At 69.4% G+C, this 23,277-nt stretch carries 38 protein-coding genes; 37 read left to right on the forward strand and 1 reads right to left on the reverse strand.

What is annotated here, in order from left to right:
* Nucleotides 1-11: 11 nt before the first annotated feature.
* From OG552_RS36405 to OG552_RS10355, 13 genes are all read left to right on the forward strand, one after another.
* Complete coding sequence (locus OG552_RS36405) at nt 12-302, forward strand: zinc finger domain-containing protein (protein WP_443071157.1); 291 nt, start codon at nt 12-14, stop codon at nt 300-302.
* Complete coding sequence (locus OG552_RS10300) at nt 299-583, forward strand: helix-turn-helix domain-containing protein (protein WP_329131481.1); 285 nt, start codon at nt 299-301, stop codon at nt 581-583. The genes OG552_RS36405 and OG552_RS10300 overlap by 4 nt, the downstream gene beginning before the upstream one ends.
* Nucleotides 584-597: 14 nt before the next feature.
* Nucleotides 598-846, forward strand: coding sequence for a hypothetical protein (locus OG552_RS10305; protein ID WP_329131483.1), 249 nt, complete (start codon nt 598-600; stop codon nt 844-846).
* Nucleotides 846-1,223 (forward strand): DUF4326 domain-containing protein, encoded by a 378-nt coding sequence (locus tag OG552_RS10310; protein WP_329131485.1) that lies wholly within the window; start codon nt 846-848, stop codon nt 1,221-1,223. The genes OG552_RS10305 and OG552_RS10310 overlap by 1 nt, the downstream gene beginning before the upstream one ends.
* Nucleotides 1,223-2,002, forward strand: a complete 780-nt coding sequence (locus tag OG552_RS10315) for a DNA-methyltransferase (protein WP_329131487.1) — start codon at nt 1,223-1,225, stop codon at nt 2,000-2,002. Before OG552_RS10310 ends, OG552_RS10315 begins: the two co-directional genes overlap by 1 nt.
* 26 nt (nt 2,003-2,028) lie before the next feature.
* Nucleotides 2,029-2,829 carry a DNA-methyltransferase gene (locus tag OG552_RS10320; protein ID WP_329131489.1) on the forward strand — a complete coding sequence of 267 codons (801 nt, stop codon included), beginning with the start codon at nt 2,029-2,031 and terminating at the stop codon, nt 2,827-2,829.
* A 47-nt stretch (nt 2,830-2,876) separates the two neighbouring features.
* Nucleotides 2,877-3,140, forward strand: coding sequence for a hypothetical protein (locus OG552_RS10325; protein WP_329131491.1), 264 nt, complete (start codon nt 2,877-2,879; stop codon nt 3,138-3,140).
* A gap of 428 nt (nt 3,141-3,568) precedes the next feature.
* The gene (locus tag OG552_RS10330) at nt 3,569-4,486 is read left to right on the forward strand and encodes a DNA cytosine methyltransferase (protein WP_329131493.1); all 918 of its coding nucleotides are present in this window, start codon (nt 3,569-3,571) and stop codon (nt 4,484-4,486) included.
* A gap of 87 nt (nt 4,487-4,573) precedes the next feature.
* The gene (locus tag OG552_RS10335; protein WP_329131495.1) at nt 4,574-4,819 is read left to right on the forward strand and encodes a hypothetical protein; all 246 of its coding nucleotides are present in this window, start codon (nt 4,574-4,576) and stop codon (nt 4,817-4,819) included.
* Nucleotides 4,820-4,873: 54 nt separating this feature from the next.
* Nucleotides 4,874-5,113, forward strand: coding sequence for a hypothetical protein (locus tag OG552_RS10340; protein WP_329131497.1), 240 nt, complete (start codon nt 4,874-4,876; stop codon nt 5,111-5,113).
* Nucleotides 5,106-5,297, forward strand: a complete 192-nt coding sequence (locus tag OG552_RS10345; protein WP_329131499.1) for a hypothetical protein — start codon at nt 5,106-5,108, stop codon at nt 5,295-5,297. The genes OG552_RS10340 and OG552_RS10345 overlap by 8 nt, the downstream gene beginning before the upstream one ends.
* A gap of 293 nt (nt 5,298-5,590) precedes the next feature.
* Nucleotides 5,591-6,004 (forward strand): hypothetical protein, encoded by a 414-nt coding sequence (locus OG552_RS10350; protein WP_329131501.1) that lies wholly within the window; start codon nt 5,591-5,593, stop codon nt 6,002-6,004.
* Nucleotides 6,001-7,149, forward strand: coding sequence for a tyrosine-type recombinase/integrase (locus OG552_RS10355; protein WP_329131503.1), 1,149 nt, complete (start codon nt 6,001-6,003; stop codon nt 7,147-7,149). The genes OG552_RS10350 and OG552_RS10355 overlap by 4 nt, the downstream gene beginning before the upstream one ends.
* 54 nt (nt 7,150-7,203) lie before the next feature.
* On the opposite strand, the gene OG552_RS10360 is transcribed toward OG552_RS10355, so the two are convergent.
* Entirely contained in the window at nt 7,204-8,202 is a 999-nt protein-coding gene (locus OG552_RS10360) for a PIN domain-containing protein (RefSeq protein ID WP_329131505.1), read from the reverse strand.
* A 147-nt stretch (nt 8,203-8,349) separates the two neighbouring features.
* On the opposite strand from OG552_RS10360, the gene OG552_RS10365 reads away from it, so the two are divergent.
* The 24 genes from OG552_RS10365 (at nt 8,350) to OG552_RS10480 (ending at nt 23,223) form a co-directional block, all read left to right on the forward strand.
* On the forward strand, nt 8,350-8,748 hold the full coding sequence (locus OG552_RS10365; protein ID WP_329131507.1) for a hypothetical protein: 399 nt from the start codon (nt 8,350-8,352) through the stop codon (nt 8,746-8,748).
* Between the two features lie 300 nt (nt 8,749-9,048).
* Nucleotides 9,049-9,390, forward strand: coding sequence for a hypothetical protein (locus OG552_RS10370; protein WP_329131509.1), 342 nt, complete (start codon nt 9,049-9,051; stop codon nt 9,388-9,390).
* The gene (locus OG552_RS10375) at nt 9,387-9,764 is read left to right on the forward strand and encodes a DUF6221 family protein (RefSeq protein WP_329131511.1); all 378 of its coding nucleotides are present in this window, start codon (nt 9,387-9,389) and stop codon (nt 9,762-9,764) included. The genes OG552_RS10370 and OG552_RS10375 overlap by 4 nt, the downstream gene beginning before the upstream one ends.
* On the forward strand, nt 9,761-10,129 hold the full coding sequence (locus tag OG552_RS10380) for a DUF6221 family protein (RefSeq protein WP_329131513.1): 369 nt from the start codon (nt 9,761-9,763) through the stop codon (nt 10,127-10,129). Before OG552_RS10375 ends, OG552_RS10380 begins: the two co-directional genes overlap by 4 nt.
* Before the next feature lie 435 nt (nt 10,130-10,564).
* Nucleotides 10,565-11,122, forward strand: a complete 558-nt coding sequence (locus OG552_RS10385) for a hypothetical protein (protein WP_329131515.1) — start codon at nt 10,565-10,567, stop codon at nt 11,120-11,122.
* Entirely contained in the window at nt 11,109-12,662 is a 1,554-nt protein-coding gene (locus OG552_RS10390) for a terminase large subunit domain-containing protein (RefSeq protein WP_329131517.1), read from the forward strand. Before OG552_RS10385 ends, OG552_RS10390 begins: the two co-directional genes overlap by 14 nt.
* Before the next feature lie 78 nt (nt 12,663-12,740).
* Nucleotides 12,741-14,627 carry a hypothetical protein gene (locus OG552_RS10395; RefSeq protein ID WP_329131519.1) on the forward strand — a complete coding sequence of 629 codons (1,887 nt, stop codon included), beginning with the start codon at nt 12,741-12,743 and terminating at the stop codon, nt 14,625-14,627.
* 68 nt (nt 14,628-14,695) lie between these two features.
* A complete protein-coding gene (locus tag OG552_RS10400) occupies nt 14,696-15,487 on the forward strand; it encodes a hypothetical protein (protein ID WP_329131520.1) in 792 nt (263 codons plus the stop codon).
* 114 nt (nt 15,488-15,601) lie between these two features.
* Nucleotides 15,602-16,345, forward strand: a complete 744-nt coding sequence (locus OG552_RS10405) for a hypothetical protein (protein ID WP_329131522.1) — start codon at nt 15,602-15,604, stop codon at nt 16,343-16,345.
* Nucleotides 16,346-16,360: 15 nt separating this feature from the next.
* The gene (locus OG552_RS10410) at nt 16,361-17,416 is read left to right on the forward strand and encodes a major capsid protein (protein WP_329131524.1); all 1,056 of its coding nucleotides are present in this window, start codon (nt 16,361-16,363) and stop codon (nt 17,414-17,416) included.
* Nucleotides 17,417-17,421: 5 nt separating this feature from the next.
* Nucleotides 17,422-17,754: a hypothetical protein gene (locus tag OG552_RS10415; RefSeq protein ID WP_329131525.1), complete on the forward strand. Its 333-nt coding sequence runs from the start codon at nt 17,422-17,424 to the stop codon at nt 17,752-17,754.
* Nucleotides 17,755-17,842: 88 nt separating this feature from the next.
* On the forward strand, nt 17,843-18,184 hold the full coding sequence (locus tag OG552_RS10420) for a hypothetical protein (protein WP_329131527.1): 342 nt from the start codon (nt 17,843-17,845) through the stop codon (nt 18,182-18,184).
* The gene (locus OG552_RS10425) at nt 18,181-19,008 is read left to right on the forward strand and encodes a hypothetical protein (RefSeq protein WP_329131529.1); all 828 of its coding nucleotides are present in this window, start codon (nt 18,181-18,183) and stop codon (nt 19,006-19,008) included. The genes OG552_RS10420 and OG552_RS10425 overlap by 4 nt, the downstream gene beginning before the upstream one ends.
* The gene (locus OG552_RS10430; protein ID WP_329131531.1) at nt 19,005-19,571 is read left to right on the forward strand and encodes a hypothetical protein; all 567 of its coding nucleotides are present in this window, start codon (nt 19,005-19,007) and stop codon (nt 19,569-19,571) included. The genes OG552_RS10425 and OG552_RS10430 overlap by 4 nt, the downstream gene beginning before the upstream one ends.
* Nucleotides 19,572-19,603: 32 nt before the next feature.
* A complete protein-coding gene (locus OG552_RS10435) occupies nt 19,604-19,828 on the forward strand; it encodes a hypothetical protein (protein ID WP_329131533.1) in 225 nt (74 codons plus the stop codon).
* Between the two features lie 70 nt (nt 19,829-19,898).
* Nucleotides 19,899-20,108: a hypothetical protein gene (locus OG552_RS10440; protein ID WP_329131535.1), complete on the forward strand. Its 210-nt coding sequence runs from the start codon at nt 19,899-19,901 to the stop codon at nt 20,106-20,108.
* Entirely contained in the window at nt 20,108-20,386 is a 279-nt protein-coding gene (locus OG552_RS10445) for a hypothetical protein (protein WP_329131537.1), read from the forward strand. The genes OG552_RS10440 and OG552_RS10445 overlap by 1 nt, the downstream gene beginning before the upstream one ends.
* On the forward strand, nt 20,383-20,745 hold the full coding sequence (locus OG552_RS10450; RefSeq protein ID WP_329131538.1) for a hypothetical protein: 363 nt from the start codon (nt 20,383-20,385) through the stop codon (nt 20,743-20,745). The genes OG552_RS10445 and OG552_RS10450 overlap by 4 nt, the downstream gene beginning before the upstream one ends.
* Complete coding sequence (locus tag OG552_RS10455; RefSeq protein ID WP_329131540.1) at nt 20,742-21,119, forward strand: hypothetical protein; 378 nt, start codon at nt 20,742-20,744, stop codon at nt 21,117-21,119. The genes OG552_RS10450 and OG552_RS10455 overlap by 4 nt, the downstream gene beginning before the upstream one ends.
* 1 nt (nt 21,120) lies before the next feature.
* Nucleotides 21,121-21,576, forward strand: coding sequence for a DUF6093 family protein (locus tag OG552_RS10460; protein ID WP_329131542.1), 456 nt, complete (start codon nt 21,121-21,123; stop codon nt 21,574-21,576).
* Nucleotides 21,573-21,947 carry an HK97 gp10 family phage protein gene (locus OG552_RS10465; protein WP_329131544.1) on the forward strand — a complete coding sequence of 125 codons (375 nt, stop codon included), beginning with the start codon at nt 21,573-21,575 and terminating at the stop codon, nt 21,945-21,947. Before OG552_RS10460 ends, OG552_RS10465 begins: the two co-directional genes overlap by 4 nt.
* Complete coding sequence (locus OG552_RS10470; protein ID WP_329131546.1) at nt 21,947-22,138, forward strand: hypothetical protein; 192 nt, start codon at nt 21,947-21,949, stop codon at nt 22,136-22,138. The genes OG552_RS10465 and OG552_RS10470 overlap by 1 nt, the downstream gene beginning before the upstream one ends.
* A gap of 14 nt (nt 22,139-22,152) precedes the next feature.
* Nucleotides 22,153-22,605 carry a hypothetical protein gene (locus tag OG552_RS10475; protein ID WP_329131547.1) on the forward strand — a complete coding sequence of 151 codons (453 nt, stop codon included), beginning with the start codon at nt 22,153-22,155 and terminating at the stop codon, nt 22,603-22,605.
* A gap of 138 nt (nt 22,606-22,743) precedes the next feature.
* Complete coding sequence (locus OG552_RS10480; RefSeq protein ID WP_329131549.1) at nt 22,744-23,223, forward strand: phage tail tube protein; 480 nt, start codon at nt 22,744-22,746, stop codon at nt 23,221-23,223.
* The last annotated feature ends 54 nt before the right edge of the window (nt 23,224-23,277 follow it).

Consider the following 23,277-nt stretch of genomic DNA (forward strand, 5'->3'; position numbering starts at 1 on the left):
CGGCCGCCTCGATGCCCGTGTCGATCCGCGCGGCTCTCAACGTCCCCCGCCATCCGGCCCGCACGGTTCCGTGCCCGCACTGCCACGTCGGCGCCGGCGAGGCGTGTACCACCCGGACCGGCCGCCGCCGGCTCCCAGACCCACCGCACCCCACCCGCGTCACCGCGTGGGCCCGGGCCACCGCCGTCTGCCCCGTCTGCCAGGTGGAGCCCGGCACCCCCTGCCACAACGGCGGCTGGCCCCTGGGCAACCCCGAAATCCACCCCGAACGCCAAACCGAAGCCGAAAGGACCACCGCATGAACGTCCGCCCAGCCGTCGCAGCCCTGGTCGCAACCGGCCACACCGACAGCGCGATAGCCGACCAGCTCGGCATCCACCGCACCACCGCCTACCGCACCCGTCGGCGCATCACCGACGGCCACCAAACCCCCCTTGACCGGCTCCTCGCCGAAGCACTCCCCACCGGCCGCATCGCCGACTACGGGCCCGTGCCCCGCCGGGCCTGGACCCCCGCCGAACAAGCCGCCCACCGCGCTGAACTCCTCGCCGCCCTCCGACCTGCCCGCCCGTCCGCCGCCTGAAAGGAACCGCCGCCATGCCCGAAGCGCCCCTTCCGTCCGTTGAGCCCGGCCAGGTCTGGGCCGACAACGACAAGCGCGGCTACGGCCGCAAGATCCAGGTCATCTCCATCGAGGACGGCTATGCCCTTACCAAGGCCGTCAGCCTGCGGGGCGGCAGCGTGAGCCCGACGACGAAGCCGCCGACCCGCATCCGCCTCGACCGCTTCAAGCCCACTTCCACCGGCTACCGGCTCGTGCGGCACGCTGACGGGAGCGCGGCCTGATGCCCGCCCGTGTGCAGCGGACCCGTCCCCACGTCAAGGGTCAGCAGGGCATGCCGACCGGCTCGAAGTACGTCGGGCGCGGCAGCAAGTGGGGCAACCCCACCCGGGTCGTCTACGACCGTCGGACGGGCGGCTGGCACGCCGTCCACGACAGCGGCTCGAACATCGGCACCTGGCCCACCGCAGCCGAGGCCCGCCGGTTCGCCGTCGAGAGCTACCGGGCGCACCTGAAGGCCAACCCGGACCTGGCCGACACCGCGTGCCGCGAGCTGGCCGGCCTCGACCTCGCGTGCTGGTGCGCCGTACCGGAGGCCGGCGAGACCGACCACTGCCACGCCGCGGTGCTGCTGCGGCTCGCGGCCGGAGGGGAGAACTGATGGCCCCGATCCCGTACTGGTCCAGCCCCGATGGGGACGTGACCCTGTACCTCGGTGACATGCGAGAGGTGCTGCCCGAGCTCGGACTGCAGGCCGATTTGGTCCTGGCCGATCCGCCGTACTCGGAAACGAGCCTCGCCTGGGATCGGTGGCCCGACGGGTGGCCCACGCTGGCCGCCACGGTCGCCAGCAGCATGTGGTGCTTCGGCAGCATGCGGATGTTCCTCGACCGGCGCCCGCAGTTCGCCCACTGGAAGCTGTCGCAGGACGTCGTCTGGGAGAAGCACAACGGCTCCGGGGCCGGCACCGACCGGTTCCGCCGCGTCCACGAGCACGCCCTGCACTGGTACCGCGGGCCCTGGGGCGAGGTCCACCACGACACACCCCGCGTTGCCGCCACCCCGGCGCAGATCGCACGCAACGGCACGGCGGTCCGCACGAGCCCGCCCGTCCACCAAGCCCAGTACGGTACCGGCCGCAGGTGGACAGAGACCGGCACCCGCCTCATGCGGTCCGTGATACCCGCCAAGTCGATGAAGGGCCGCGCGGTCCACCCCACCGAGAAGCCCGTCCAGCTCCTCGCCCCGCTGATCGACTACGCCTGCAAGCCGGGCGGCCTCGTCCTCGACCCGTTCGCCGGATCCGGCTCAACCCTTGAAGCCGCCCGGCAATCCGGGCGCCGCGCCATCGGCATCGAAGCCGACGAGCGGTACTGCGAAGTCATCGCGAAGCGCATGCAGGAACCCACAGCCCTCGACCTGTTCACCACAGGCGCCTGATGCCGTCCGCCGCCCAGGAGGCCCGCATGACCGCCACCGCACACGAAACCCTCGACCTCCCCCTGACCCCGCCCCCGGGCGGCCAGGTCCTGCACCAGTCCGCCCGGGCCACCGTCATCTGGGGCGACGCCCAGGACTCGGCGGTGATCGCGCAGGTGCCCGCCGGGTACGGACTACTCGCCACCGACCCGCCCTACGGCGCCAACTGGCGCTCCAACTACGCCAAGAACTTCGAGCGCCTCGCAGGTGATGACGGGGCCGTCGACTGGCCCGCGATCCTCGCCGAATGGGTCGGCCCCGAAGGAACGCGAACCCAGGGCATGGCCGACAAACGCCACGTGTACGTCTTCGGCTACCGCCCCGAACAGCTCGCCGGCCCGCTGCGCCTCAGTGCCACCGCCGGACTTATCTGGGACAAAGCCAACACCAGCATGGGCAACCTGTCCCTGCCCTGGGGGCCCGGACACGAAGTCATCACCTTCGGCGCCCACTACAAGCGCCGCTCCGGCCGCGCAGCCGGAGGCGGCCAGCTCACCGCCCGCCTTAGGCAGGGCTCCGTCCTGCGGGTCCTGCGACCCAACGCCGACGCCGTCACCCGCCACCCCACCGAGAAGCCGTGGCAACTCATGGCCCAGCTCATCGAATCCAGCACGGTCCGCGGTGACCTTGTCGTCGACCCGTGCGCCGGCTCCGGCAGCACCGGGGTGGCCGCGGTCCTCGAAGGCCGCCGCTGCTTCCTCGTGGAGATCGACCGCGCCTACGCCGAGTTGGCCGTCCGCCGGGTCGCCGCCGCCGAACGGATCGCCGCACAAATCGACGCCGCCTGACCCCGCCGCCCCGTTACCCGCCAGGAACCCCGACCCGAAGGATGACCATGACCGACCAGCACGAACCGACCACCTCCCCGCTCGCTGACCGTCTCCGCCAGGCCGCCGTCGTCGTGATCCTCGAACCCGAACTGTCCGCTTGGCTGGAGGAAGCAGCCGACGCCAGCGAGAACGGCATGCACGACGTCGCCGAGTACCCCGACGACGACCCGGACGAGGGTCCGCAGTGCGTGGAGGACTGCGGCGTCTGCGTTGGCGAACCCGTGGCCCTCGCCGTCGCCGACACGATCCTCGCCGGGGTGCCCCGATGACCGCCCCGTCCGCCTGGTACGAGGCCGAACTGCTGCGCGTGGTGTGCCCGGAGGACGGGGGTGACCCGTTCGGGTGGATCGACAGCAGCGAGTTGCCCCCCGTTCCCCCGTCCAAGGGCAGCACGCGCCGCCACAGCGCCCCGCAGGGCCTCAGTGGGGGAATTCCTCTACCGACCGATCCCAAGCCGTCTGAGGGGCACACGGAGACGCGCACCGCCTGCACGGTCTGCGGCTACATCCCCGGCTGGGTCAGCCCCCGCCGCGGCGCCCCCTGTGGGCACGGGACGGGCGGTGGCACCGAATGATCCTCGACTCGTTCGCGCGCCCGCCGCGGCTGGGCCGAAGGGCTCCGCATACTCGGCCTGTCAGAGGTCGGCCTGGAGTGGGACGACGCAGCCTGCCGCACCCGCGTCGCGGCCGGACACCGCATGACGGTCCGCTGCGACGTCTCCGCCTACCCGACCGCGCCCTTCATCGGCCGCGTCAAGGTGAAGGTCGACTCCCCGCCGTGCCAGGCGTGGTCACGCGCCGGCAAGGGCCTCGGCCTGGTCGACCAGCCGCTCGTGCACCAGGCGGTCGCCGACCTCGCCGTCGGCCTCGACACCCGCAGCGAACTCAAGGCGCAGTGCAAGGACCCGCGATCGATCCTGGCCGCCGAACCCATGCGCTGGCACCACGACCTGCGGCCCGAAACGATCCTCATGGAGGAAGTCCCCGACGTTCTCCCGCTGTGGAAGCAGTACGCGCAGATTCTCCGCGGCTGGGGCTACAGCGTCTGGTGCGGCGAGCTCAACGCCGCGGACTACGGGGTCGGCCAGGCCAGGCGGCGCGCCATCCTCATCGCCTCCCGCGTCCGCGACGTGTCCGCCCCCACCGCCACCCACACCCAGTACCCGCAGGGCGACAGCCTGTTCGGTGCCGGACTCCTCCCGTGGCGCACCATGGCCGACGCCCTCGGCTGGGGCTACACCCGGCGCCCGGCGCCCACAGTGACTGGCGGCGGAACGGAGACCGGCGGCGCCGAGCCGTTCTCCTCGACGTCCAGGGCCGCGATGCGCGCCGCGATGGACAACCCAGGTCGCTGGGCCTGGCGCAAACCCGCACCCACCGTCACCGGAACCGTCGGACACGTCGGCGGGAAGCAGGCCGGCGGACACCTCAGCCTGTCCCCGGCCGAAGCCGCGGCCCTTCAGTCGTTCCCCGCAGGCCACCCGTTCAAGGGCAACGCCGGACAGATCGCCCTCCAGATCGGCAACGCTGTGCCGCCGCTGCTCGCCGCGCGCATAGTTGCCGCCGGCCTCGGCCTGGACTTCGCCGAACACCTCGCGGCACCGACCGCCGCATGACCCCCCAGAAGCGCCGGCCGGTTGCAGCCCGGCCGGCGCCCCGTCTGATCCCACCACCCCACCCGCCTGACCAGCAAGGAGAACCCGATGCCGAAACCCGCCCCGCCCAATACCCGCCCGTACCGCCGCGAATCCGAGACCGGCGCCGAGATGCGCACCATGACCCTCGACGCCGAGCAGACATGGCGGCAGATCGGCTGGCACGGCCAGACCGGCGCCTTCTACGCCCTCGACGAGAAGCCCTCCGACCACGAACCCGGAAGCTTCGGACCGCTGTGGGTCCTCGTCGACAACGAGCCGCCGATGCCGGACGAGGACATCCCCACCCCCTGACCTGCCCGCTTGTGGCCCGGCTGACCGGCCGGGCCACCCCACCAAGGAACACACGTGACCGATCCACAGATCGACCTGTACCGGTACCGCGTTGTCGCGGACGCCATCACCAGGCCCGGCGACCTCGCTATCACCCTGGTCTGCGTCGACTGCGATGACACCCACGACCAGGAGGCCCGCATCCACACCTTCGACGTCAAGTGGCCGAGCATCGAAAACCTCCACGAGATCGCAAGGATCCACGACCGACAGCACCCCACCGCCCCCGCCGGAGAGGAGACGCCCCATGCCTGAGACCGTCCACGCCTGCCCGCCCGGCGGAAGCAGCCTCACCCCGTGCTGCCACCGCCCGCCGTTCGAACTCCCGCGCACCGACCGCATGACTCAGGACCCCGACGCAGTCACCTGCACCTCGCCGTGGCGCCTGATCGGCATCGACCCGCACGCCCCCTACCGCAACGCCGGGAGCACCCAGTGACCACCAACCCCACGGCCGCGCCGGGCGATCAGCACGCACCCCGCAACCAGCACTGCGACGACCCCAGTTGCACCTGCGGCCACCGGGTTGAGCGGTACGGGGCCACCACAGGACAGATCACGGGAACAACCAGGCCCCGGCCGTAAGCAACGCCCCGCCAACCCGGAAGGGAGGCGGGGCGAGGTGCTGTAGAGAGGCGATGCTGAGGCGTCCTCAACTCTGCCCAGAGGGGCGCGTTACCCAAGGTAGCTCAGTATAATTTCCCTTATACCAACCAATCCCGAGGGGGCTCCATGTACGGCGGCGGTACCCACAAAGGCGAGCACTACTGGCTGCGCGACGGAGACGGCCCGGGTTGGGAGAAGTGCGGCCACCCCGACTGCACCGGCCGCCGCCACCGACCACTCCGCGACGGAGGATCAGAACACCACCCCACGGCGACCCAATGCCCGAAGACCCCCGACGGCGAGCACCAGTGGCAGCCGCTCTCCTTCGTCTTCGAGGCGCAACTCCTTGACAGCGCAGGACGCGTCCAGGTCCGACAGCCCGACCTCGACAAGGGGCGCGTGTACGCGGTCTGCATGCCCTGTCGTTCGCACACGTACATCGAGACCGCCTGGGTGGGTTACTACCTCGGCTACCCGTTCATGGAAGAGGAGCAGGAGAGATTCGACCCGGCGCCCGATGACGACGGGGAATCGGCATGAACGAGCCCGAGGAGGTGGTCGAAGCCGAACTGGTTGACGACGACCACCTGCCTACCCCGATCTCCGCGCCGTCGCCTGCCCGGCCGCTCGTCGACCGGCACACGATCCTCGTCCCCGGCCAGGCCATTCCGACCGAGGCCGACCAGCCCACATACACCGAACGCGACCTGTACGTCAGCAAGGCCACCGCCGACCGGCTCAAGAACGAGTCGAAGCCGCGCAACACCAGCCGGACGTATAAGAACCAACGGGACCTCTTCAAGGCGTGGTGCGCCGCTCAGGGCCGCGTCCCCCAACCGTGCACCACCGCCACCTACGTCGAATACGTCGCCACTCTCATCGAGCAGGGCCGCGCCCCCAACGCCATCTCGGTGGCCATGTCAGCCATCCGAACCTGGATGCCCGACGACAAGAAACCCGGCACCACCGAAGCCCGCGGCATGCTCAACGAGTACCGCAAAGAATGGAACAAGCGCGTCGGCGTCAAGAAGGCGCCCGCCATCACCGACGCCATGCTCCGCGCCATGATCGCCACCTGCGACCCGGCGACCCCGGCTGGTATCCGCGACCGGTGCGTCCTCCTCCTCGGCCGGGGCGCCCTCAACCGTAGGATCGAACTCGCCGACCTCACCATCGGCAACATCACCATCGAAACCGACGGCGTCGCCCTCCACATCGCCGCCTCCAAAACCGACCAGGAGGCCAAGGGCGCCGAGACGTTCATCCCCGCATGGGACGACCCCGCGATCGACCCGGTCCGTGCGACGCGGGCGTGGCTCGACATCCTCCACCGCCTCGGCATCCACGACGGCGCCCTGTTCCGCGCCCTCACCCGCGCCGGCACCCTCCAATCGCGGGCCCAGGCCACGCAGCGCGGCGATCACGTCACCGGCGACGCCATCAACGAGTGGGTTCGCAACCGGGCCCGCGCAGCCGGCCTCGAAGGCTGGGAGAAGATCACCGCGCACGGTCTCCGGCGCGGCGGCGCCCAAGCCATCTCCGACGCCGGCGGCGACCCCACGAAGCAGGGCCGGTGGAACGCTGGCTCAGCTGTCGTCAAGCGCGAGTATCTCGACCGGGCACAGAACCGCGCCAACAACCCCTGGCTCAAGCTCGCCCGACCAGCACGCGACGACGCTCACTGACCAGCCCTGATACCGCATGTTATCGGGGGCGGTGGCTGCGGGCCGAACGCCGCGTCACAGCGCCGACGCGTCATCCGCCTCAGCGTCTCGCCGGTCTTTTCGCTGCCCGCGGGATCCGTTCCCGCGCTGCTGGCTGGGCTTCTGGTTGTCCGGCGGCGGCTCTTCGCCCGTCCCCGCCGAGCTGGTGATCTTCTTCACCGTCAAGCCAGCCATGCGCCCGCGAGTGGCCTGGCCTGTGTCTGCGGTCAGAAGCAACACGTCGCGTCCGGCCAGAGCTTGGATTGCCGCTGCTCGGTCGATAATCTCGTCGTCTTCCAGCGGCAGGCGCACGTGCCTAGGTGGGTCGAGGACGATCTCCACGCTTACCTCGCCACGGATCAGCTCCTCGGGTCCCGACGTCGGATTGTGGAATCGGCGCAGAATACCCGTGGTCCCCTTGCCGATGAGCCCGTCGAGGAGGCCAAGCGTGTGGCCGGCGCGCCACCGGGCGTGGTTCTTGCCGGACTCTTTCAGCTTGTCCAGCTCGTCGACCACAACGATGGGGAAGAGCAGGTGGACGTGATCGTAGGGGCGCAGATCGAGTACGTCGTGAAGATCCGCATCTCGTAGGGGCTTTTCGTTGTGCAGGTAGAAGCTGGTGTCGGCGACGACGAACCGACCGGGCTTTGACCACTGCCGTGCGCTTTTCTTGAGCGCCGCGACCACGATGCCCAAGGCGTCCGTCCGCTCCGCAGTCTCCAGGCTGACCAGTCCGTTGATGAGCCGGGCGTGGATGTCGCCGAAGGGTCGTGCTGCCGCGCCGAGGAGTTCGTAGTAGCGGCGGGTGAGGATGAGTCGGTCGATGTCCGCGTCGCTGATTGCGTATCTGAGGTGTTCGACTGACTGGGTTGCCCACTCAAGGTAGTCAAGGAGCCATCGCCTGGCGTCCTCTGCGGGCTGTTCGAGAGCTCGGATGCTGGGACCTGATCGAAGGTTCGATATCTGGCCGTGCACGTGAGACAGGGATTGGAGGATGCTCTCTGCGTTGTTTCCGGGGCGTGGAGTGATGAGCATGTGCCGATCCTGCCAGGACGTTGAGCATCGAGCGGTGGTTGGCACCGGGGTTGTGCAACAGGTCGGCTACATCTGTGACATGAGCCGATCTGTGTCAGTGGGGATGGTGCGAGACTGCGCGCCATGTTGGGGATGCGTGGGTGGGGGATGGCGGCCGTTGCCGCGGCGGTAGTCGTGGGCGTGGCCGGCTGCGGAGGGGGCGGCGGTAAGCCGGCGCCGGCTGCGACAACTTCGGTGGGGGCCAGTGCGCCGGTGATGTCGGTGGAGGCGGCGTATGCGGAGTACCAGGGTCTGATGGGTCCGGGGTGTGCGACGGTTGATGAGTGCCAGACGCTGGTGACGGCCCGGTTGCATGCGGCGCATGATCTGCGGGATGCGATGAAGGCTGAGGATCCGTCCGGGTACGCGGTGCCGATCGCGGATGTGAACCGGGCGGATCGTGTCGCGCGCGACTATGGGACGGAGAATCTGGGCGCGGCCGGCAACATGATGGCCGTGTTGCAGCCCATCCAGGCCGCGATCACCTGGTACGCGTCGAACCGGTAGGGGGACGGGGCGGTACGGTTCGTGCGAGGCTCCTTTCGCCTCGGCGTCTGCCCGTCACGACCCGGCGAGATCCGGCGAGCAGGCGCCACCCAGTTGATTCATATCCGCGCCAAGTTGCTCTGGTCTGCGTTCCGGGTGACTTCTGGTCGTAGGATGGAAGCATCCTGATGCGGTGACTCGAACCGCCCGCTTGCGGTGCTGTTGGCGCAGCCCGCTCGCCTGCCTGCCCCGCCTTGATCAAGGCGGGGCAGGTTGCGTTCGCGGGCAGGCGGCCCGACGCCCAAGAGGGACACTGGGCCCATGAGCGACGCCCCTCGCACTGACCCCGCTTTTTCATTCCACAACGCCGCCAACGAGCCGTTGGTTGCGATTTACCCGGACGGCAGCCTGCAGTACGGACCCGGCTATGACCCCGACGATGCCGCCCGCCAGTTCTGGGGGGCGATGGCCGTCCATATGCCAGCTCGGCAGCCGGACACGGAACTCGTCGCCCTGCGCGAGGACAACGCCCGACTCCGAGGTCTGCTCGGTGAAGTCGTTGGCAAGTTCATTCACCAGACCCATCCTGGCGAACGCTGCCTCCAGACTGGGCATGTGCGCATCGCCACCGTCGAACGCTGGCGGGAGGCGCTGCGTCCATGACCGACATCGCCGACTTCCTCCGCGCCCGGTACACCGAGGATCGGGCACGGGTTGGACAGTGGCACGACCTGGAGTGCGACATCCATGAACATCTAGGCGGGGACCTCGCGGGGGCCATTGCCGCCGCTGAGATGCTCAGCGCCGTGCCGGGGGCCGTGTGCAGTTGCGGCGGGCCGGAGTCCGTACTCGCCGACCTCGACGCGAAGGAGCGGATCGTAAATGACTTCGCAGAGGCCAGCCGGTGCTGGGATCCCGACCCGGAAACGTGGTACGAGGTAGCGGACGGGTGTGCGGCTGCGCTGCATCGGGCCCTGCGCCTACTCGCGGTACCGTTCGCCGCCCACCCCGACTACGACGCGAGGTGGCGGCCGTGAGCAGAGACCTGATCACGTTCGTCCGGGCCCGGCTCGACGAGGATGAGCAGACGGCGCGGTCCGCCAGGGACCACTTCTCGTGGCGCGCAGGCGAGGGCGAGAGCAAGGTGCTCCCCGTCGTTGCCCTCGCCAGCGGATCGTTCTGCATCGCCGATGCGTGGTACCCCGAGTACGCCGCCCACATCGCCCGCCACGACCCCGCCCGAGTGCTGCGCGAAGTCGAGGCCAAGCGGCGGCGTCTCGACTCCCTCGCCGAAGCGATCGCAGTCGGACACGACACTTACGACCTTGCCTCCGAACTGCTCCCGCTGGAAGCGCTGCCCTACGCCGACCACCCCGAGTACCGCGAGGAGTGGCGGCCGTGACTCCGTCTGCGGATTTCGACGTCTCTCCGTCTGGGCTTCCCGGCTGCCCCGTGTTGTGGGAGCGAGACAGTGACACGATCACGATGTGGCTCGTCCAGACCGCAGCCTCCGATCCCGCCGGACCGCACCTCTTCCGGATCCCCGACCCGACACCCTGCGAACCCCCACCGGCCGACTGACCGGACCTGGGGGCAGCGCGCGGTGGACACCCACCCCGGCCCCGGGCACGCTGCAACAGCAGGGCCGGGAGGATCACCGCATCCCCCGTGCCTCATCCAACCGGCCCTGCCCCTCAACGCGCGGCCACGGCGCACCCTGATCCCGCCGTGGCCGCGCCACCACACCATCACGGGCAGTCCCAACTCGGCCGCCGGGCGATCATCAGCACAGGCGCGGGGGCGCAGAGATCACCACCGTCGCCCCACGGAGCCCAACATGCCCCCGACCAAAGCCAAGAAAGCGGAAGTCGCCGAACGCCGAGCAGCACTCATCCGCCTCCGCCGGCAAGGCATCCCCTTCGAAGACCCACGCATCCTCGGCCTCGGCTACAAAAGCCGAACCTCCGCCACCAAGGACATGATCAGGGCTCTCGAAGAGCGGCGGGACGACTGGAAGGCCGAAGTATCGGTCTACCGACAGGAAGAGAACGAGCGCCTCGACGCGCTCCTGCTGGCTGTATGGCCACACGCCACGAACCCGATCCGCGAAGTCGTGAACCGGGACGACCCCGACGCCGAACCGGAGACAAAGTTCGACCCGAGGGCCGTGGACACCGCCATCAAACTCCTTGAGCGTCGCGCCAAGCTAAACGGCCTCGACATGCCCGCCAAGACCGAACTGTCCGGGCCCGACGGCGCGGACCTGCCCATGTCCGACGGGTCCCTCGCCACCCTGTACAAGCTGATCAACGTCGCCGGGCAGGCCGGACACCCGCACCTCGAACCCGACCCCGAAGAAGACGACGCCGACGAGGGCGAGCGTGCCGAAGCTTGACGAGGCCGGCCTGCTGGACGCCTACCGGCAGTTGGGCATCGTTGAACGCCGACGTGTCGCACGCCGGTCCCCGCCGGAGATCCGCGCGAAGCTCGCCAAGGCCGAGCGGGAGATGGCTCTCGACCGGTCGCCCGGCGCCATGGCCGCAGTCCTCACCGAAGGCCGCGAGAAGCAAGCGCCGCACCTCGACCTGATCGACCGCGCGTTCCAGCGCATCGCGAGCGGCGAACGCTTGCAGGTGATGCTGACGATGCCTCCGCGGCACGGCAAGAGCCAGCGCGCGTCCCGCTGGGGCCCGCTGTGGTACCTGCGCCGCCACCCGGAACACCGCGTCATGATCGCCTCCTACGGCGCAGATCTCGCCGACGACCACGGCCGGTGGGTCCGCGACCAGATCCAGGACAACAGCCCCGCCCTCGGCATCAAACTCAACCCCGCCTCCCACGCCGCAGCGCGCTTCGACCTGGAGCAGAGACGGGGCTCATCCGTCCGCGGCGGAATGGTCACCGCCGGTGTCGGCGGTGGCCTCACTGGCAAGGGGTTCAACCTCGGCATCGTCGATGACCCCTTCAAGGGCCACGACGACGCGTCCAGCCCGGCGCAGCGCGAACGCGTCTGGGAGTGGTACCGAAGCGTCTTCTTCACCCGCCGCGCCCCTGCCGCCTCCATCATCCTGATCAACACGCGCTGGCACGAGGACGACCTGTCCGGCCGGCTCCTCGCCCACGAGCCTCACCGGTGGGAGCAGATCGATCTCCCCGCCATCGCCGACAGTGCCGACGACCCCCTTGGGCGCCCTATCGGTAAGCCCCTGTGGCCCGAGCAGTACGACGCGAAAGAACTCGCCGACACCCGCGAATCCGTCGGCGAACGCATCTGGTACGCCCTCTACCAACAGAAACCGCGCCCCCTCGAAGGCGGCGTGTGGAAATGGGCGTGGATCACCAACCACCGCGTGGCCGAGGACGCGTGGCCCGGCATCACCCCCACGCGCGTCGTCGTGGCCGTCGACCACGCAGGCGGCGACAGTGTCCGCAACGATGAAGTCGGCCTGTGCTGCGCCGCCATCGACAACAGCGGCCACATGTACGTGCGCGACGACCGCTCCCGGTCCATGGGAGCCGACACCTGGGGCACCGAGGTCTGCCTGCTCGCGATCGAACGCAACGCGGACGCCATCATCGTGGAGGCCAACTTCGGCGGTGACATGGCCCGCCAGATCGTCACCCAGGCGTGGCAAGAACTCGCCCGCGACGGCGACACCCGAGGCATGCTCATGCCCGCGATCATCGAAGTGCACGCCAAGCAGGGCAAACGCCTCCGCGCCGAGCCGATCGCGCAGCTCTACAAGCAGGGCCTCATTCACCATGTTAGCGAGCACACCCAACTTGAGGGACAGATGGTCACCTGGATCCCCGGCATGGACTCCCCGGACCGCATGGACGCCGCCGTCCACGCCCTCACCGAACTGGCCGACCCCGCTTCGGTGGCCCCCGCCGCGCAGAAGTACGACCGCGGCCGGCTCCCGGGACGACGCTGATCGCGCGCGGGCAGACCCCGGCCCCAGTCGGCCTTACCGTTCAACAAGGCGCGGGGGCGTCACCCAGAGGAGAACTCGGTGGGCCTGCGTCACCTCGCCGCCGCCGGCCGGCAGCTCATCATCGACGGCTGGGGATGGCTCAACTACAAGCCGATCTTCGCCTCCGACACGGGTATGCCGTCGCGCCGGGCGTTCCCCGAGTCGACCGCGATGTGGGTGCCACCGGCAGATCAGCGACGCCTCGCCGCATACAAGATCCTCGCCGCCTACGACAACAACCAGGCCGGCCAGTTGGCGGCGATCGCAGACGGCCCCGAGGCCCTGGAACGCCGCGAGTTCGGCGACCCCGCCATGTTCATCGACACCCTCGTGGCTGACGTACTCGGCTCGGAACAGACCATCACCGTGCCCGGAGCCGACCACGACGGGGACGGCGAACCGTCCCCCGAACAGGCAATGGCCGAACGCGTACAGGGCCTGCTGCGGGAATGGGCCGAAGACGAACTGCTGCCCATGCGGATGCTGCAGGCCGAACGCAAGGCCGTGTGCCTCGGCGACGGCGTGTACTGGCTCGCCCTCGACGCATCCAAGGGCCGGCCGGTGCTCCGTGTCACCGACCCCGGGTTCTACTTTCCGGTGATCGAAGAGGACGGCGACACGGGCGCGTACCCGCGGCGCGTGCACCTGGCGTGGGAACTGCCCGAGGACCAACTCCGCGGGCTGAAACCGAGGCTGCGCCGGATCACCTGGGAACTCGACTACATCCGGCCCCTCACCGCACCGGGCGTGGACCAGCGCGGCCGGGCCGTGCGCGCCCCCGTCATGCAGCCACCAGACCCCGACGGCGAAACCGACCCCGGCCCGATCCTGGTGACCGGGGACACGCTGGACCCCGCATCGGGTTCAATCACCCGCAACTACGCATGGAACGACCGGCCGTCTCCGTTCACCTGCTACATGACCGATGCGACGTGGCGGCTGTCCGACCTGACGGGCCCCACCGACGTGGACGCCCTCCCGCTGGAGAAAGCGGCCTTCGCAACCCGCGGGGACGGCGAGGTCCTCGACCACCTCGACCTGCTGATCGACTTCATCCCCGTCGTACACGTCCCCAACACGGTCCCGGACGCGGAAGAGCACTGGGGCCAGTCGTCGCTCGCAAAGGTGCTGCAGGTCTTCGACGAGTTGGCCGGCGCCGACACCGACTCCTCGCACGCCTCCGCGATCACCGGCTCGCCAATCCTGTCGATCACCACCAAGGGCGGCGGCGGGAAGCAACCAGACCGCCGCGTTGAGCCCGGTGTCGTGTTCGACCTTCCCGAGGGCGGTCGCATGGACGCCCTCAACACCGCCCCTCAGCTCGCCGGGCTGCGCGAGCACGTCCGATCGCTGCAGGACCGGGCCGCGGCCACAGCCCGCCTCCCCGCCGTGTCGCTGGGCACCGCAGACCCCGCCGCGTTCCCCTCCGGGTACGCCCTGGAACTTGCCCTGGGGCCCGAGGACTCCCTCATGGCGTTCATGCGGCTCGCCCGATTCCACAAGTACAAGCTGCTGCTGAAGTTCGTGCAGCGCCTCCACCTCGCCGGCCAGTTCCCCAAGTGGGCAGGCGTCACCGTCCAATCAGCCGTCATGACCTTCGGCCCGTACCGGCCCCTGGACAAGAAGGGGATCCTCGACCAGGTCATCGAAGGCGTCCAAGGCCACGTGATCAGCCTGGAAACCGGTGTGCGGATGCTGATGGAGGCCGGGTTCCCGATCCAGGACGTGCAGAAAGAGATCGAACGCATCCAGGCCCGTGCTTTCGCCGACGCCAAGAACCTGGCGGACGCCACCGGCGACACCGAGGCGGTCGGCCGCTACCTGGGCATCAACGTCACCCAGGACACCCCTCCCGCGCCCGAGCTTCCGCCGGTTCCATCGGCCGATCCGGCGCCCAGTGATCAGAGCGGGGGCAGTGGCAGTTGACGACCTTGCATACTCTCAGCCCAGGCGCGGGGGCGTCGGTTACCACTTCTTGTGGAGGATCTGCCCTCATGCGCCGCCCCGCGCTCTACCGCCCCACCCCGGACACCGGGTGGTCCCACCCGTACACGGGTCTCGTCGCCCGCGCCGTGTTCTACAACGACGGCGGTCAGCCCCCGGCCGTCCCACCGGCGCCCACCCCGGCGAACATGCCCGGCACGCCCGCGAACCCTGCCCCGCCCGCCGCCGGCGGCGAACCCGGCGGCAACCCGCCGATGGTCCAGATCACCCAGGACCGGCTCAGCAAGATGATGGCCGCGGAGAAGGACGACGGCCGCCGTTCCGCGCTGCGGTCCATCGCCACCGCCGCCGGACTCGACCCGGACACCGTCGATCTCGACCCCGCCAAGATGGGGTCTCTGCTGAAGCAGGCCCAGGAGGCGGAGCGGCAGCGCATGACGGAGGTGGAGCGCCGCGAGGCCGACGCCGCCGCGGCAGCAGAGAAGGCCGGGCGCGAACTCGCCGCGGCCCAGGCAATGACCCGTGCAGCATCCCTCCAGATGACCCTCATGGGCCTCGGTGCTGCCCCCGGAGTGCTGGGTGACGTCACCGCGATCCTCCGCAACGACCTCGCCAACGTCGACAACCCAACGGACGATCAGATCCGCGAGGCCGCCGAGAAGCTGAAGGCCCGACGGCCCGGCGACTTCGGCGCCCAGGCGCCCGCCGCGCCGGGAACCCCGCCGCCGGCGCCCGCCGGGACCCCGGCCGGCGGACCACCGTCACGCCAGACCCCGTCCGGCAAGCCCGGCGACCGCGGCCGTGAGATGGCCCTCCGCCGAGGACACCTCAAGGCCAGCTGAACCACTGCACCGGGACCACGCCCGCACCGTGGACGCCCCACCCGGGGCATTTGGGGACCACGCCCGACCACCTCGTGGAGCACCGCCACCATCACCGCTCCCCGAGGAGAGGCTATGAACGACTTCCAGCCGCTCACCTACTCGGACACCGTCACGGCCGACCGGCCGTGGCTCGCGTCCCTCGTAGGTGTCCAGGACACCAACACCATCGCCCTCGACCTGACGAAGTTCACCGTCGGCGTGCACTACACGGCGGCCACGATGCCGCTGCTGCAGGGCCGCAACGTCATGAAGTCCGGGATCCCCCTGGGCAAGATCACCGAATCCGGGCTGTACGCGCCTTACGCGGGGCCGACGTCCGAGGTCCAGACTCTGACCGTCACTGGGTCCCCGACCGGGGGCACGTTCACGATCACCTGGTCCGGTCAGACCACCGCGGCGATCGCCTACAACGCCGCCGCCTCCACGGTCCAGTCCGCACTGGAGGCCCTGTCCAACATCGCCGTCGGGGACGTCACCGTCACCGGTGCAGCCGGTGGCCCCTGGACCCTCCACTGGGCCGGTGCGCAGCTCGGCGACGACGTGGCAGCCCCCACCACCACCTCGTCCCTGACCGGCGGAAGCACGCCGGGCGTCACCGTGGCCACCACCACCGCCGGCGGTGCGGCCAGTGCATCCGACGGCACCGAGGTCCTGGCCGGGTTCCTGGTCGACCACATCTTCTTCAACCCGACCTCCACCAAGGCCGGCGGGGCGCTGCTGTGGTACGGCGAGGTCTTCGCCAGCGAGCTGCCCGTTCCGTTCGATCCGACCGACGTCGCCTCCGTGGCGCCCGGCGTCAACATCCACTACCGGTAAGAGGAGGAGACACTGATGGATGCGCTTGAGCTCCTCCTTCAGGACACCAGCGCCGAAGACCTCACGGTTTTCGCGCGCACGATCGACACCCCGGCGGACTACGCGCTGACCCGGGAGATCATGCCGGCCCGGCAGATCCAGGGCGTCAAGTTCCGCACCACCAGTTCCCGGCGCCGCGTCAACGCGGCGAAGTGGCGCGCCTACGACGCCCCGACGGCCATGGCCAAGCGGCAGGCCGAGCAGGTCGTCAACGAGGGCATGCTGCCCCCGCTGGGGCAGACCCTTGCCGTGTCCGAGATGGACCAGATCCTTCTGGACGTCGGCAACGGGCTCGCCACGAACGGATACGTCGACCTGCTCTACGGTGACACGGAGCGGCACGTCGAGGCCATCCAGACCGCGCAGGAACTGGCCGCCGGCCGGGTGCTCTCCTCGGGCATCAATACCCTGCCGGGTCTGGGCCTGGACGTGAACTGGAACGTCCCTTCCGCGAACAAGCCGACCGCGGCGGTGCTGTGGGACGACCCGGACGCCACGCCGCTGACCGACGAGATGGCGTGGATCCAGTTCCTCGTCAACTCCGGCGCCCCCCGTCCGAAGGAGGTCGTGACCTCGCTTCGGGCCTTGTCGGTGCTGGCGGCGAACGCCGAGTACCGGGGCGCGTTCTACGGTTCCTACTCCACGGGAACCACGCCGACGGCAACGCTCGCGCCGAACGAGGTCAACGCGGTGCGGGCCCGTTACAACCTGCCGCCGGTGCGGACCTACGACGTGCAGGTCTGGGACGACGACAGCTACGTGCGGGTCATCCCCGACAACAAGTGGATCATGGTTCCGAACGTGCCCGCCTCCGAATGGGGCGAGACCCAGTACGGCGTCACCCGCGAAGCCGCACAGTTCACGTCCGGCACCAACCCGGCCCTCACCCGCGAGGAAGCCCCGGGCATCGTCGTCGTCACCAAGGTCGACGACAACCCGGTGCAGATCTACACCCGCGGCGCGGCCATCGGCATGCCGGTGCTGTACGTGCCGGACATCCACATCTCCGCGACCGTCCTGCCGGCGGCGTGATCACCATGGCAGAACTGATCGCGGCGGTGCATGTGAAGGACCCCGAGCGGCCGGGAGCGAAGCCGGTCCTGTTCCTGCCCGGGGACGACGTGCCAGAGCGGTTCTGGCCGTACATGTCCAACCCGGCCGTGTGGAAGGACGGAGTCCTGCCGTCCGAACCGCAGGAGGCCGACGGCCCAGGGAAGGACAGTTCACCGTCCGACCCGAGCGCGCCTCCGTCCGTCAGCGGAGACAAGGAAGCCCCGAAGGCGGCCGACACCAAGCCGGCCGCCCCCAAGGCGGCCACGAAGCCGGCCTCGCGCCGGAGGGCCGCCGCTGAGGGCACCGGCGGCCACTGAAGGTGTGTGGGTGCTACCGCGGTCGGGGCGTCCCCGGTAGCACCCACACCCAACCCCTTCATGCACCGCCCACCAGCAGGAGGCTGTCGTGGACCGCACCACCCAGGAATGGCTACTGTCCCAACTGGGATCCAAAACGGACCTCGTGGACCTGGAGACCAGGCTGCTGCGGCTGCGCACCCCCCGCGCCGTGGCCCTGGAGATCCTGCGAGGCAGGCTCGCGGACATCCTGGTCTCCCCGGCGGTTCTGGGCGTCAGCAACGTCCTGAACGTTTCCTACGCCGCGAACATTGCGGCCCTACAAGCCCAGATCGCCGCCCTGGAAGACCCCAACGGTCCGCCGGCGCCGGGTGAGCCGGGCTTCGGCGACCCGCTCGAACCGGCTGGGAAGATCAGCACGTTCCGGTTGCGGGAGCGTCCCCGGCGATGACAACGCCCGCTGTCGATACGGCGAACCGGCACCGGTCGGAACTGCTGGCCATGATCGCGGTGGCGACATCGCGGCTGACCGCCGTGTGGCAGCGCCTCACGGACGGGCAGGGTTCGCTGCTGCGACGTCTCGCACGCTTGCGGCAGCGCACCTCGAAAGCGATCCGGGCGGCGGTAGCCGAGTTCAACGGTGTCGTAGCCGCGTTCGACCGGGACGCGCGGTCTCTGGCGGAACGCTGGGTCGCGACTGATCTTCCGACGGCCTACCGGGACGGCGCACTCCGAGCCCTTGAGGCGGCGCGCGCCGACATCCGCAGGTTCTCCTGGACAACGGATCACCAGGCCGCACTGACGGCCATTACGGCCGTGTACTGGGCGGACCTGATTCGCCGCATCACCGAGGCGGTTCGCCGGGCGCAGGCGTTCGCCCGGGCGGCGGCGGAGGCGGCTCGTCGTCCGGAGGGAGTGGATGCGGATGCCTTGGCAGTTGAGCATCCTCTGGACGCGGTCGTCTATGCCAACCAGCGCCGGCATCCGGTTGCCGCGTGGGCGGCTTCTGCGTTCGCTGCGCAGGCCGCGACGACGGCGAACCGGGGTGCCGTCAACACGGGCGTGCTCGATTTGGGGGTTGAGTGGTTCGAGTGCACTGATGGACCGGAGTGCGGGTTCGTATCTCACGAGGATCCGGATCATGCCTCGGGGACGCTCCGCAGCGCCGATGAAGCCGCCGCTTACCCGATTGCTCACCCGGGGTGTATCCGGCAGTGGACGCCGCGCCCTGACCTGACCGGCAGAACCGACATCGAAGACGGGGACTCGGCATGACCGCCATTGACTACGACCTGGAGTTCCTGGAACGTCGGAGCGGCTGGTTCCGGAAGCACTACACCATCGACCTGATCAGCATCGCCATGGTCGCCGAAGACGGTCGCACGTACTACGCGGTCAACCGCAACATGCCCATCCGCCGCATCCGCAGACACCGCTGGCTCATGGCCAACGTGGTGCCGTCCCTCCCAAAGGCCCACGGCGACCGACGACTGACCATGCCAAAGCGGTGGCTGTTCGACTACGCGGACCCCGCCGTCAAGCGGCAGGACCGCATCGCGCACGAGGTCGCCGCCTTCATCCGCGACACGCTCGATGTCGAACTCTGGGCCAACTACGGCGCCTACGACCACGTCCGTCTGTGCTGGCTCTGGGGTCTCATGGTCGACCTTCCGGCGGGCGTGCCGATGTACACCAACGACATCCAGCAGGAAGCCCGGCGCCTCGGCATCGGCTGGGACGCTCTCCCGAAGCAGCCCGACGGGGAGCACAACGCGCTTGCTGACGCCCGCCACAACCAGACCGTCCGCCGCTGGCTGGAAGCCCGAAGCGCGGCCTGATGCGGGTGACGCTCACGTCTGGGGATCGGACCGTGGACATCCGGATCGACGGCGCCGCAGTGTCCGATCTGCGGCGGGTGGAGAACTCCGCGCTGCGGATGCTCGCCGCTCTCCAGCAGGAACCGCCGGCCGAACCCGAGCCGGAAGAGGTCCCGTTCGGGTTCTCGCTGTCGGCCGATACGGAACGGGCCGCGCCCCCACCGCTGCGGGAGCACGACGTGGAACAGGACGACGAACCCTATGAGCGCGGGTCCTGAGCGCGGGCAGTCCCTCGCGCCGGTTCGGCCGACACTCGGGGCACGCCCCCGACACCGCAAGGAAGCAGCTATGGCCACCAAGCCCACCGCGCTGTTGATCCCCAGTCCGTGGTCCGGCGATGAGTACGACCCCGTTCCGCGCTCCTACTGGGCGTGGATCTGGCTGTACACCGTGACTCGGAAGCTCCGGCACTTCTTCGGCATGCACGACTGGGATCCTGCCGCACCAGTCCTGCTGCCCGCGCGCCGGTGCACCTGGTGTGGGGCGGTGACCGACTGATGGCCGACACCCCTCCTTTGCCCGAAGGCGAACTGACCTACGGCACGATCCCGGTGGGGTCGGTCTTCGCCGTGGCCGACCCGGCCCCGCCAACGATCACCATCCAGGGGGGCAACAACGGCCGACCGCTCGTCACGATCCACCCGGACGGGACGCTGGAGTACGGCGACGGCTACGACCCGGACGACGCGGCCCGCCGCTTCTGGGACGCGCTCCGCACCCACATGCCCACCCGCTGCCCCAACTGCGGGCACATCCCTCACGGGGAGGCGCTGTGACCGAGACGACGGCGCTCGCCAACCCCGCACTTCCTGTGCCGTCCCCAGCGCAAACGACGATCACCGTGGTCGTCGCCCGGGGCCAGACCATCAATGACGAGCAGCGGAACCGGATCTGCGACTGGCTGCGCGCCAACGGCGTCGACCCAGTGAACGTGCCGCAGGGGGCGCCGCTCACGATCGAACAGGCCGGTGACGGACCACGGGCGATCCACTTCTGGAGCTTCTACACCAACGAAACCGGCCAGAAGGAATCGCGAGTCGGAGGCGACCAGGCCATCCAGGTAGAACGCACCCGGCTTCTTGTGGCCGACTTGCCGCCCGAACCCGGTCCGACCAGCGGGAAGGCGACAGCGTGAGCACCCCAAGCATGGGCGACGACACCCGCCCGGTGACCATCACGACCACCGGAACCACGGCGACGATCACCGTCAACGACACCGACATGTCGAACGACCTCATCGGCTACGACATCCAGCACCGCGCCGGGCAGCCGCCGCTCATGGTCCTGCACCTCAAGCCCGGCATAGACCTGCACCTCGAAGGCGTCGCCACCGTCGCCGTCGCACAGGAGACCCTGCCCGGAGAGCTGATCGCCCAGTTCCTGGATGCCATCGACCCAGCCGCACTGGACGCCGCCATCCTGAACCGCGACCTCGACGGCGGGAAACACGAACTCACCACCGCGATGCTCCAGCAACTCGCCGACTGGGCCCAAGGGAAGGTGAACTGACGTGCCCGGCCTCGACGACGTCCTCGCCCAAGCAGCCGGACTCATCAACGACCTCGTACTCCGCGACACCGTCCGCATCCGCCGCCCCTCCCTCGGCGCACCCGTCCTCGACCCCACTACCGGACAGCTCACCTACCCGCCGTCCGCGACCGTGTACGAAGGCCCGGGTGCCCTGCAAGCCGACAGCGCCCAGTCCGGGTACAACGGATGGCCATCAGCCGGCGAACCCTTCGTGCAGGAAACCAAGAGCATGTCCCGACTCATGACCCCGCTCAGCGCCCCCACCGCAGACCAGGACGACCTCGTGGACGTCACTGCGGTCCATGAGGGAGGCGACACCGCGCTCATCGGCCCCGTGTGGCAGGCCACCGACCCGGGGCGGGCCAACACCCTGGGTGCGGTGCGGGTCACCCCCATCGACCGCAAGCAGGAAGCGCGCCGCGGGGGAACCGCATGACACCCGACGAGTTCGCCAGCCGCCTGGAGAAGGCCGCGGCCCGGGTTCCGAAGGCGATGAAGTCGACCACGAAGCACGAAGGGCAACTGCTGCGAGCCCTGATCCAGGCGAACGCCTCGGGGGCTCCCGGTCCCAACGTCGTCACCGGCGCGTACCTGGCCTCGTGGCAGGTCGTGTCCACCGGGGACGTCACCACCGTTGGGACCGAAGCCCCGCAGGGGCGCCGGCTGGAGTTCGGGTTCGTCGGCACCGACTCCCTCGGTCGAACCTACGACCAGCACCCCCGTCCCCATGTCGGACTGGCCGTCGGGGACTTCCAGAAGCGCTTCGGGTTCAACATCAAGCGCGCTGTCGGGGAGGCGATGAGTTGATGGCTGACCCCAACACGATGCACGTCACGCCGATTAACGACTTGATCGAGCACGACACTTCCGGCGACAGCGACTGCGTGTGCGGTCCCAGAACTCGCCCCGTCGAGAAGAACGGCGGCGGAATGGGCTGGGTAGTCGTGCACAACAGCTTGGACGGACGCGAACGGTACGAGGGCGGCGGCCCGTCGTGATCGAACGTCGACTTGTGACCGCTCAGGTAGCCGCAGCCATCACAGCAGAATCGGGAAAACCCGTCGGTCTGGGAAAGATGCCCCGATCCGACGACGGGGTAACCCCCGTCCTTCCCCCGTACCACATCCTGTACAGCATCGACTCAACGTTCGACGGGGCGCCCTTCACAGATGAAAACGAGGACGCCCACCTCGTTTACCAGGTCACCTCCGTGTCCGGTCCCGACCCGGAGATCCCCCAGTCCGGCGGAGACCAGACCCAAACCGAGTGGCTGGCAGATAAAGCCCGAATCGCCCTGCTCGGACGCAACCCCACCACCGGGGCATGGCTGCACAACATCACCGCACCCGGCTACCAGTGCATGAGCCGCGGCATCGACATCGAACCAGGGGCAGTGCCCGACCCCGCCGATGGGATCATGTCCTACGTGCAGAGGTTCAGGTTCGACCTGACCCCAACCACCTGACCCCACTCGGGTCGGGAGCAGAACCGCACCGCGGCGGGACCCCACGCGGACGCCACCGACAGGTGGCCGCCACCCACACATCACGTGTAGGGGCCAGGTCCCGCAAAGGAGGGAAGGCCCCGCGAAGGGGCCTTTCTCATGGGCAAGTTCTCCCGCAAGGGCACAACGAAGATCCTGTTCACCGACACCATCGCCGCCGCCGCGACCACGATGCTGCCGACCCGGGTCGAACTGACCGGCGCCACGAAGCTGACCCCCTCGATCGCCGCGATCGACGGGTTCTCCGTGGAGAACCAGCAGATCGACACCCCCACGATGGAAGCGACCTTCGACGCGAAGATCCCCGGATCCGACCAGGCGTCGGACTCCACCATCACGTTCTACGAGGACGACACCGACAACGACATCGAGACCACCCTCGCCAAGGGCTCCGAAGGTTTCGTGATCATCCTCCGCAAGGGCGACGTCCCCGCCAGCACCAGCATGGACATCTACCCGGTGCGTGTCGCCTCCATCAGCCCGCAGTACACCACCGACAACGAGGCCGCGAAGTTCGCCGTGATGTTCAGCATCACCGAGCCGCCCGTCATCGGTGCCGCCGTGCCGGCCGCCACCTGATCCTTCCCCAGCTCCCGGCCGGGCACCCGCGGTGTCGGAAGGGGGCGCCACGCG

The organism is Streptomyces sp. NBC_01476 (genome assembly GCF_036227265.1).
Taxonomy (GTDB): domain Bacteria; phylum Actinomycetota; class Actinomycetes; order Streptomycetales; family Streptomycetaceae; genus Actinacidiphila.

Bases quoted from the DNA above. Each gene is read 5' to 3' on its own strand.
- OG552_RS36405 (WP_443071157.1), top strand. From the start codon at position 12: ATGCCCGTGTCGATCCGCGCGGCTCTCAACGTCCCCCGCCATCCGGCC.
- OG552_RS10300 (WP_329131481.1), top strand. From the start codon at position 299: ATGAACGTCCGCCCAGCCGTCGCAGCCCTGGTCGCAACCGGCCACACC.
- OG552_RS10305 (WP_329131483.1), top strand. From the start codon at position 598: ATGCCCGAAGCGCCCCTTCCGTCCGTTGAGCCCGGCCAGGTCTGGGCC.
- OG552_RS10310 (WP_329131485.1), top strand. From the start codon at position 846: ATGCCCGCCCGTGTGCAGCGGACCCGTCCCCACGTCAAGGGTCAGCAG.
- OG552_RS10315 (WP_329131487.1), top strand. From the start codon at position 1,223: ATGGCCCCGATCCCGTACTGGTCCAGCCCCGATGGGGACGTGACCCTG.
- OG552_RS10320 (WP_329131489.1), top strand. From the start codon at position 2,029: ATGACCGCCACCGCACACGAAACCCTCGACCTCCCCCTGACCCCGCCC.
- OG552_RS10325 (WP_329131491.1), top strand. From the start codon at position 2,877: ATGACCGACCAGCACGAACCGACCACCTCCCCGCTCGCTGACCGTCTC.
- OG552_RS10330 (WP_329131493.1), top strand. From the start codon at position 3,569: ATGACGGTCCGCTGCGACGTCTCCGCCTACCCGACCGCGCCCTTCATC.
- OG552_RS10335 (WP_329131495.1), top strand. From the start codon at position 4,574: ATGCCGAAACCCGCCCCGCCCAATACCCGCCCGTACCGCCGCGAATCC.
- OG552_RS10345 (WP_329131499.1), top strand. From the start codon at position 5,106: ATGCCTGAGACCGTCCACGCCTGCCCGCCCGGCGGAAGCAGCCTCACC.
- OG552_RS10350 (WP_329131501.1), top strand. From the start codon at position 5,591: ATGTACGGCGGCGGTACCCACAAAGGCGAGCACTACTGGCTGCGCGAC.
- OG552_RS10355 (WP_329131503.1), top strand. From the start codon at position 6,001: ATGAACGAGCCCGAGGAGGTGGTCGAAGCCGAACTGGTTGACGACGAC.
- OG552_RS10360 (WP_329131505.1), bottom strand. From the start codon at position 8,202: ATGCTCATCACTCCACGCCCCGGAAACAACGCAGAGAGCATCCTCCAA.
- OG552_RS10365 (WP_329131507.1), top strand. From the start codon at position 8,350: ATGGCGGCCGTTGCCGCGGCGGTAGTCGTGGGCGTGGCCGGCTGCGGA.
- OG552_RS10370 (WP_329131509.1), top strand. From the start codon at position 9,049: ATGAGCGACGCCCCTCGCACTGACCCCGCTTTTTCATTCCACAACGCC.
- OG552_RS10375 (WP_329131511.1), top strand. From the start codon at position 9,387: ATGACCGACATCGCCGACTTCCTCCGCGCCCGGTACACCGAGGATCGG.
- OG552_RS10385 (WP_329131515.1), top strand. From the start codon at position 10,565: ATGCCCCCGACCAAAGCCAAGAAAGCGGAAGTCGCCGAACGCCGAGCA.
- OG552_RS10400 (WP_329131520.1), top strand. From the start codon at position 14,696: ATGCGCCGCCCCGCGCTCTACCGCCCCACCCCGGACACCGGGTGGTCC.
- OG552_RS10405 (WP_329131522.1), top strand. From the start codon at position 15,602: ATGAACGACTTCCAGCCGCTCACCTACTCGGACACCGTCACGGCCGAC.
- OG552_RS10410 (WP_329131524.1), top strand. From the start codon at position 16,361: ATGGATGCGCTTGAGCTCCTCCTTCAGGACACCAGCGCCGAAGACCTC.
- OG552_RS10415 (WP_329131525.1), top strand. From the start codon at position 17,422: ATGGCAGAACTGATCGCGGCGGTGCATGTGAAGGACCCCGAGCGGCCG.
- OG552_RS10425 (WP_329131529.1), top strand. From the start codon at position 18,181: ATGACAACGCCCGCTGTCGATACGGCGAACCGGCACCGGTCGGAACTG.
- OG552_RS10430 (WP_329131531.1), top strand. From the start codon at position 19,005: ATGACCGCCATTGACTACGACCTGGAGTTCCTGGAACGTCGGAGCGGC.
- OG552_RS10440 (WP_329131535.1), top strand. From the start codon at position 19,899: ATGGCCACCAAGCCCACCGCGCTGTTGATCCCCAGTCCGTGGTCCGGC.
- OG552_RS10445 (WP_329131537.1), top strand. From the start codon at position 20,108: ATGGCCGACACCCCTCCTTTGCCCGAAGGCGAACTGACCTACGGCACG.
- OG552_RS10465 (WP_329131544.1), top strand. From the start codon at position 21,573: ATGACACCCGACGAGTTCGCCAGCCGCCTGGAGAAGGCCGCGGCCCGG.
- OG552_RS10470 (WP_329131546.1), top strand. From the start codon at position 21,947: ATGGCTGACCCCAACACGATGCACGTCACGCCGATTAACGACTTGATC.
- OG552_RS10480 (WP_329131549.1), top strand. From the start codon at position 22,744: ATGGGCAAGTTCTCCCGCAAGGGCACAACGAAGATCCTGTTCACCGAC.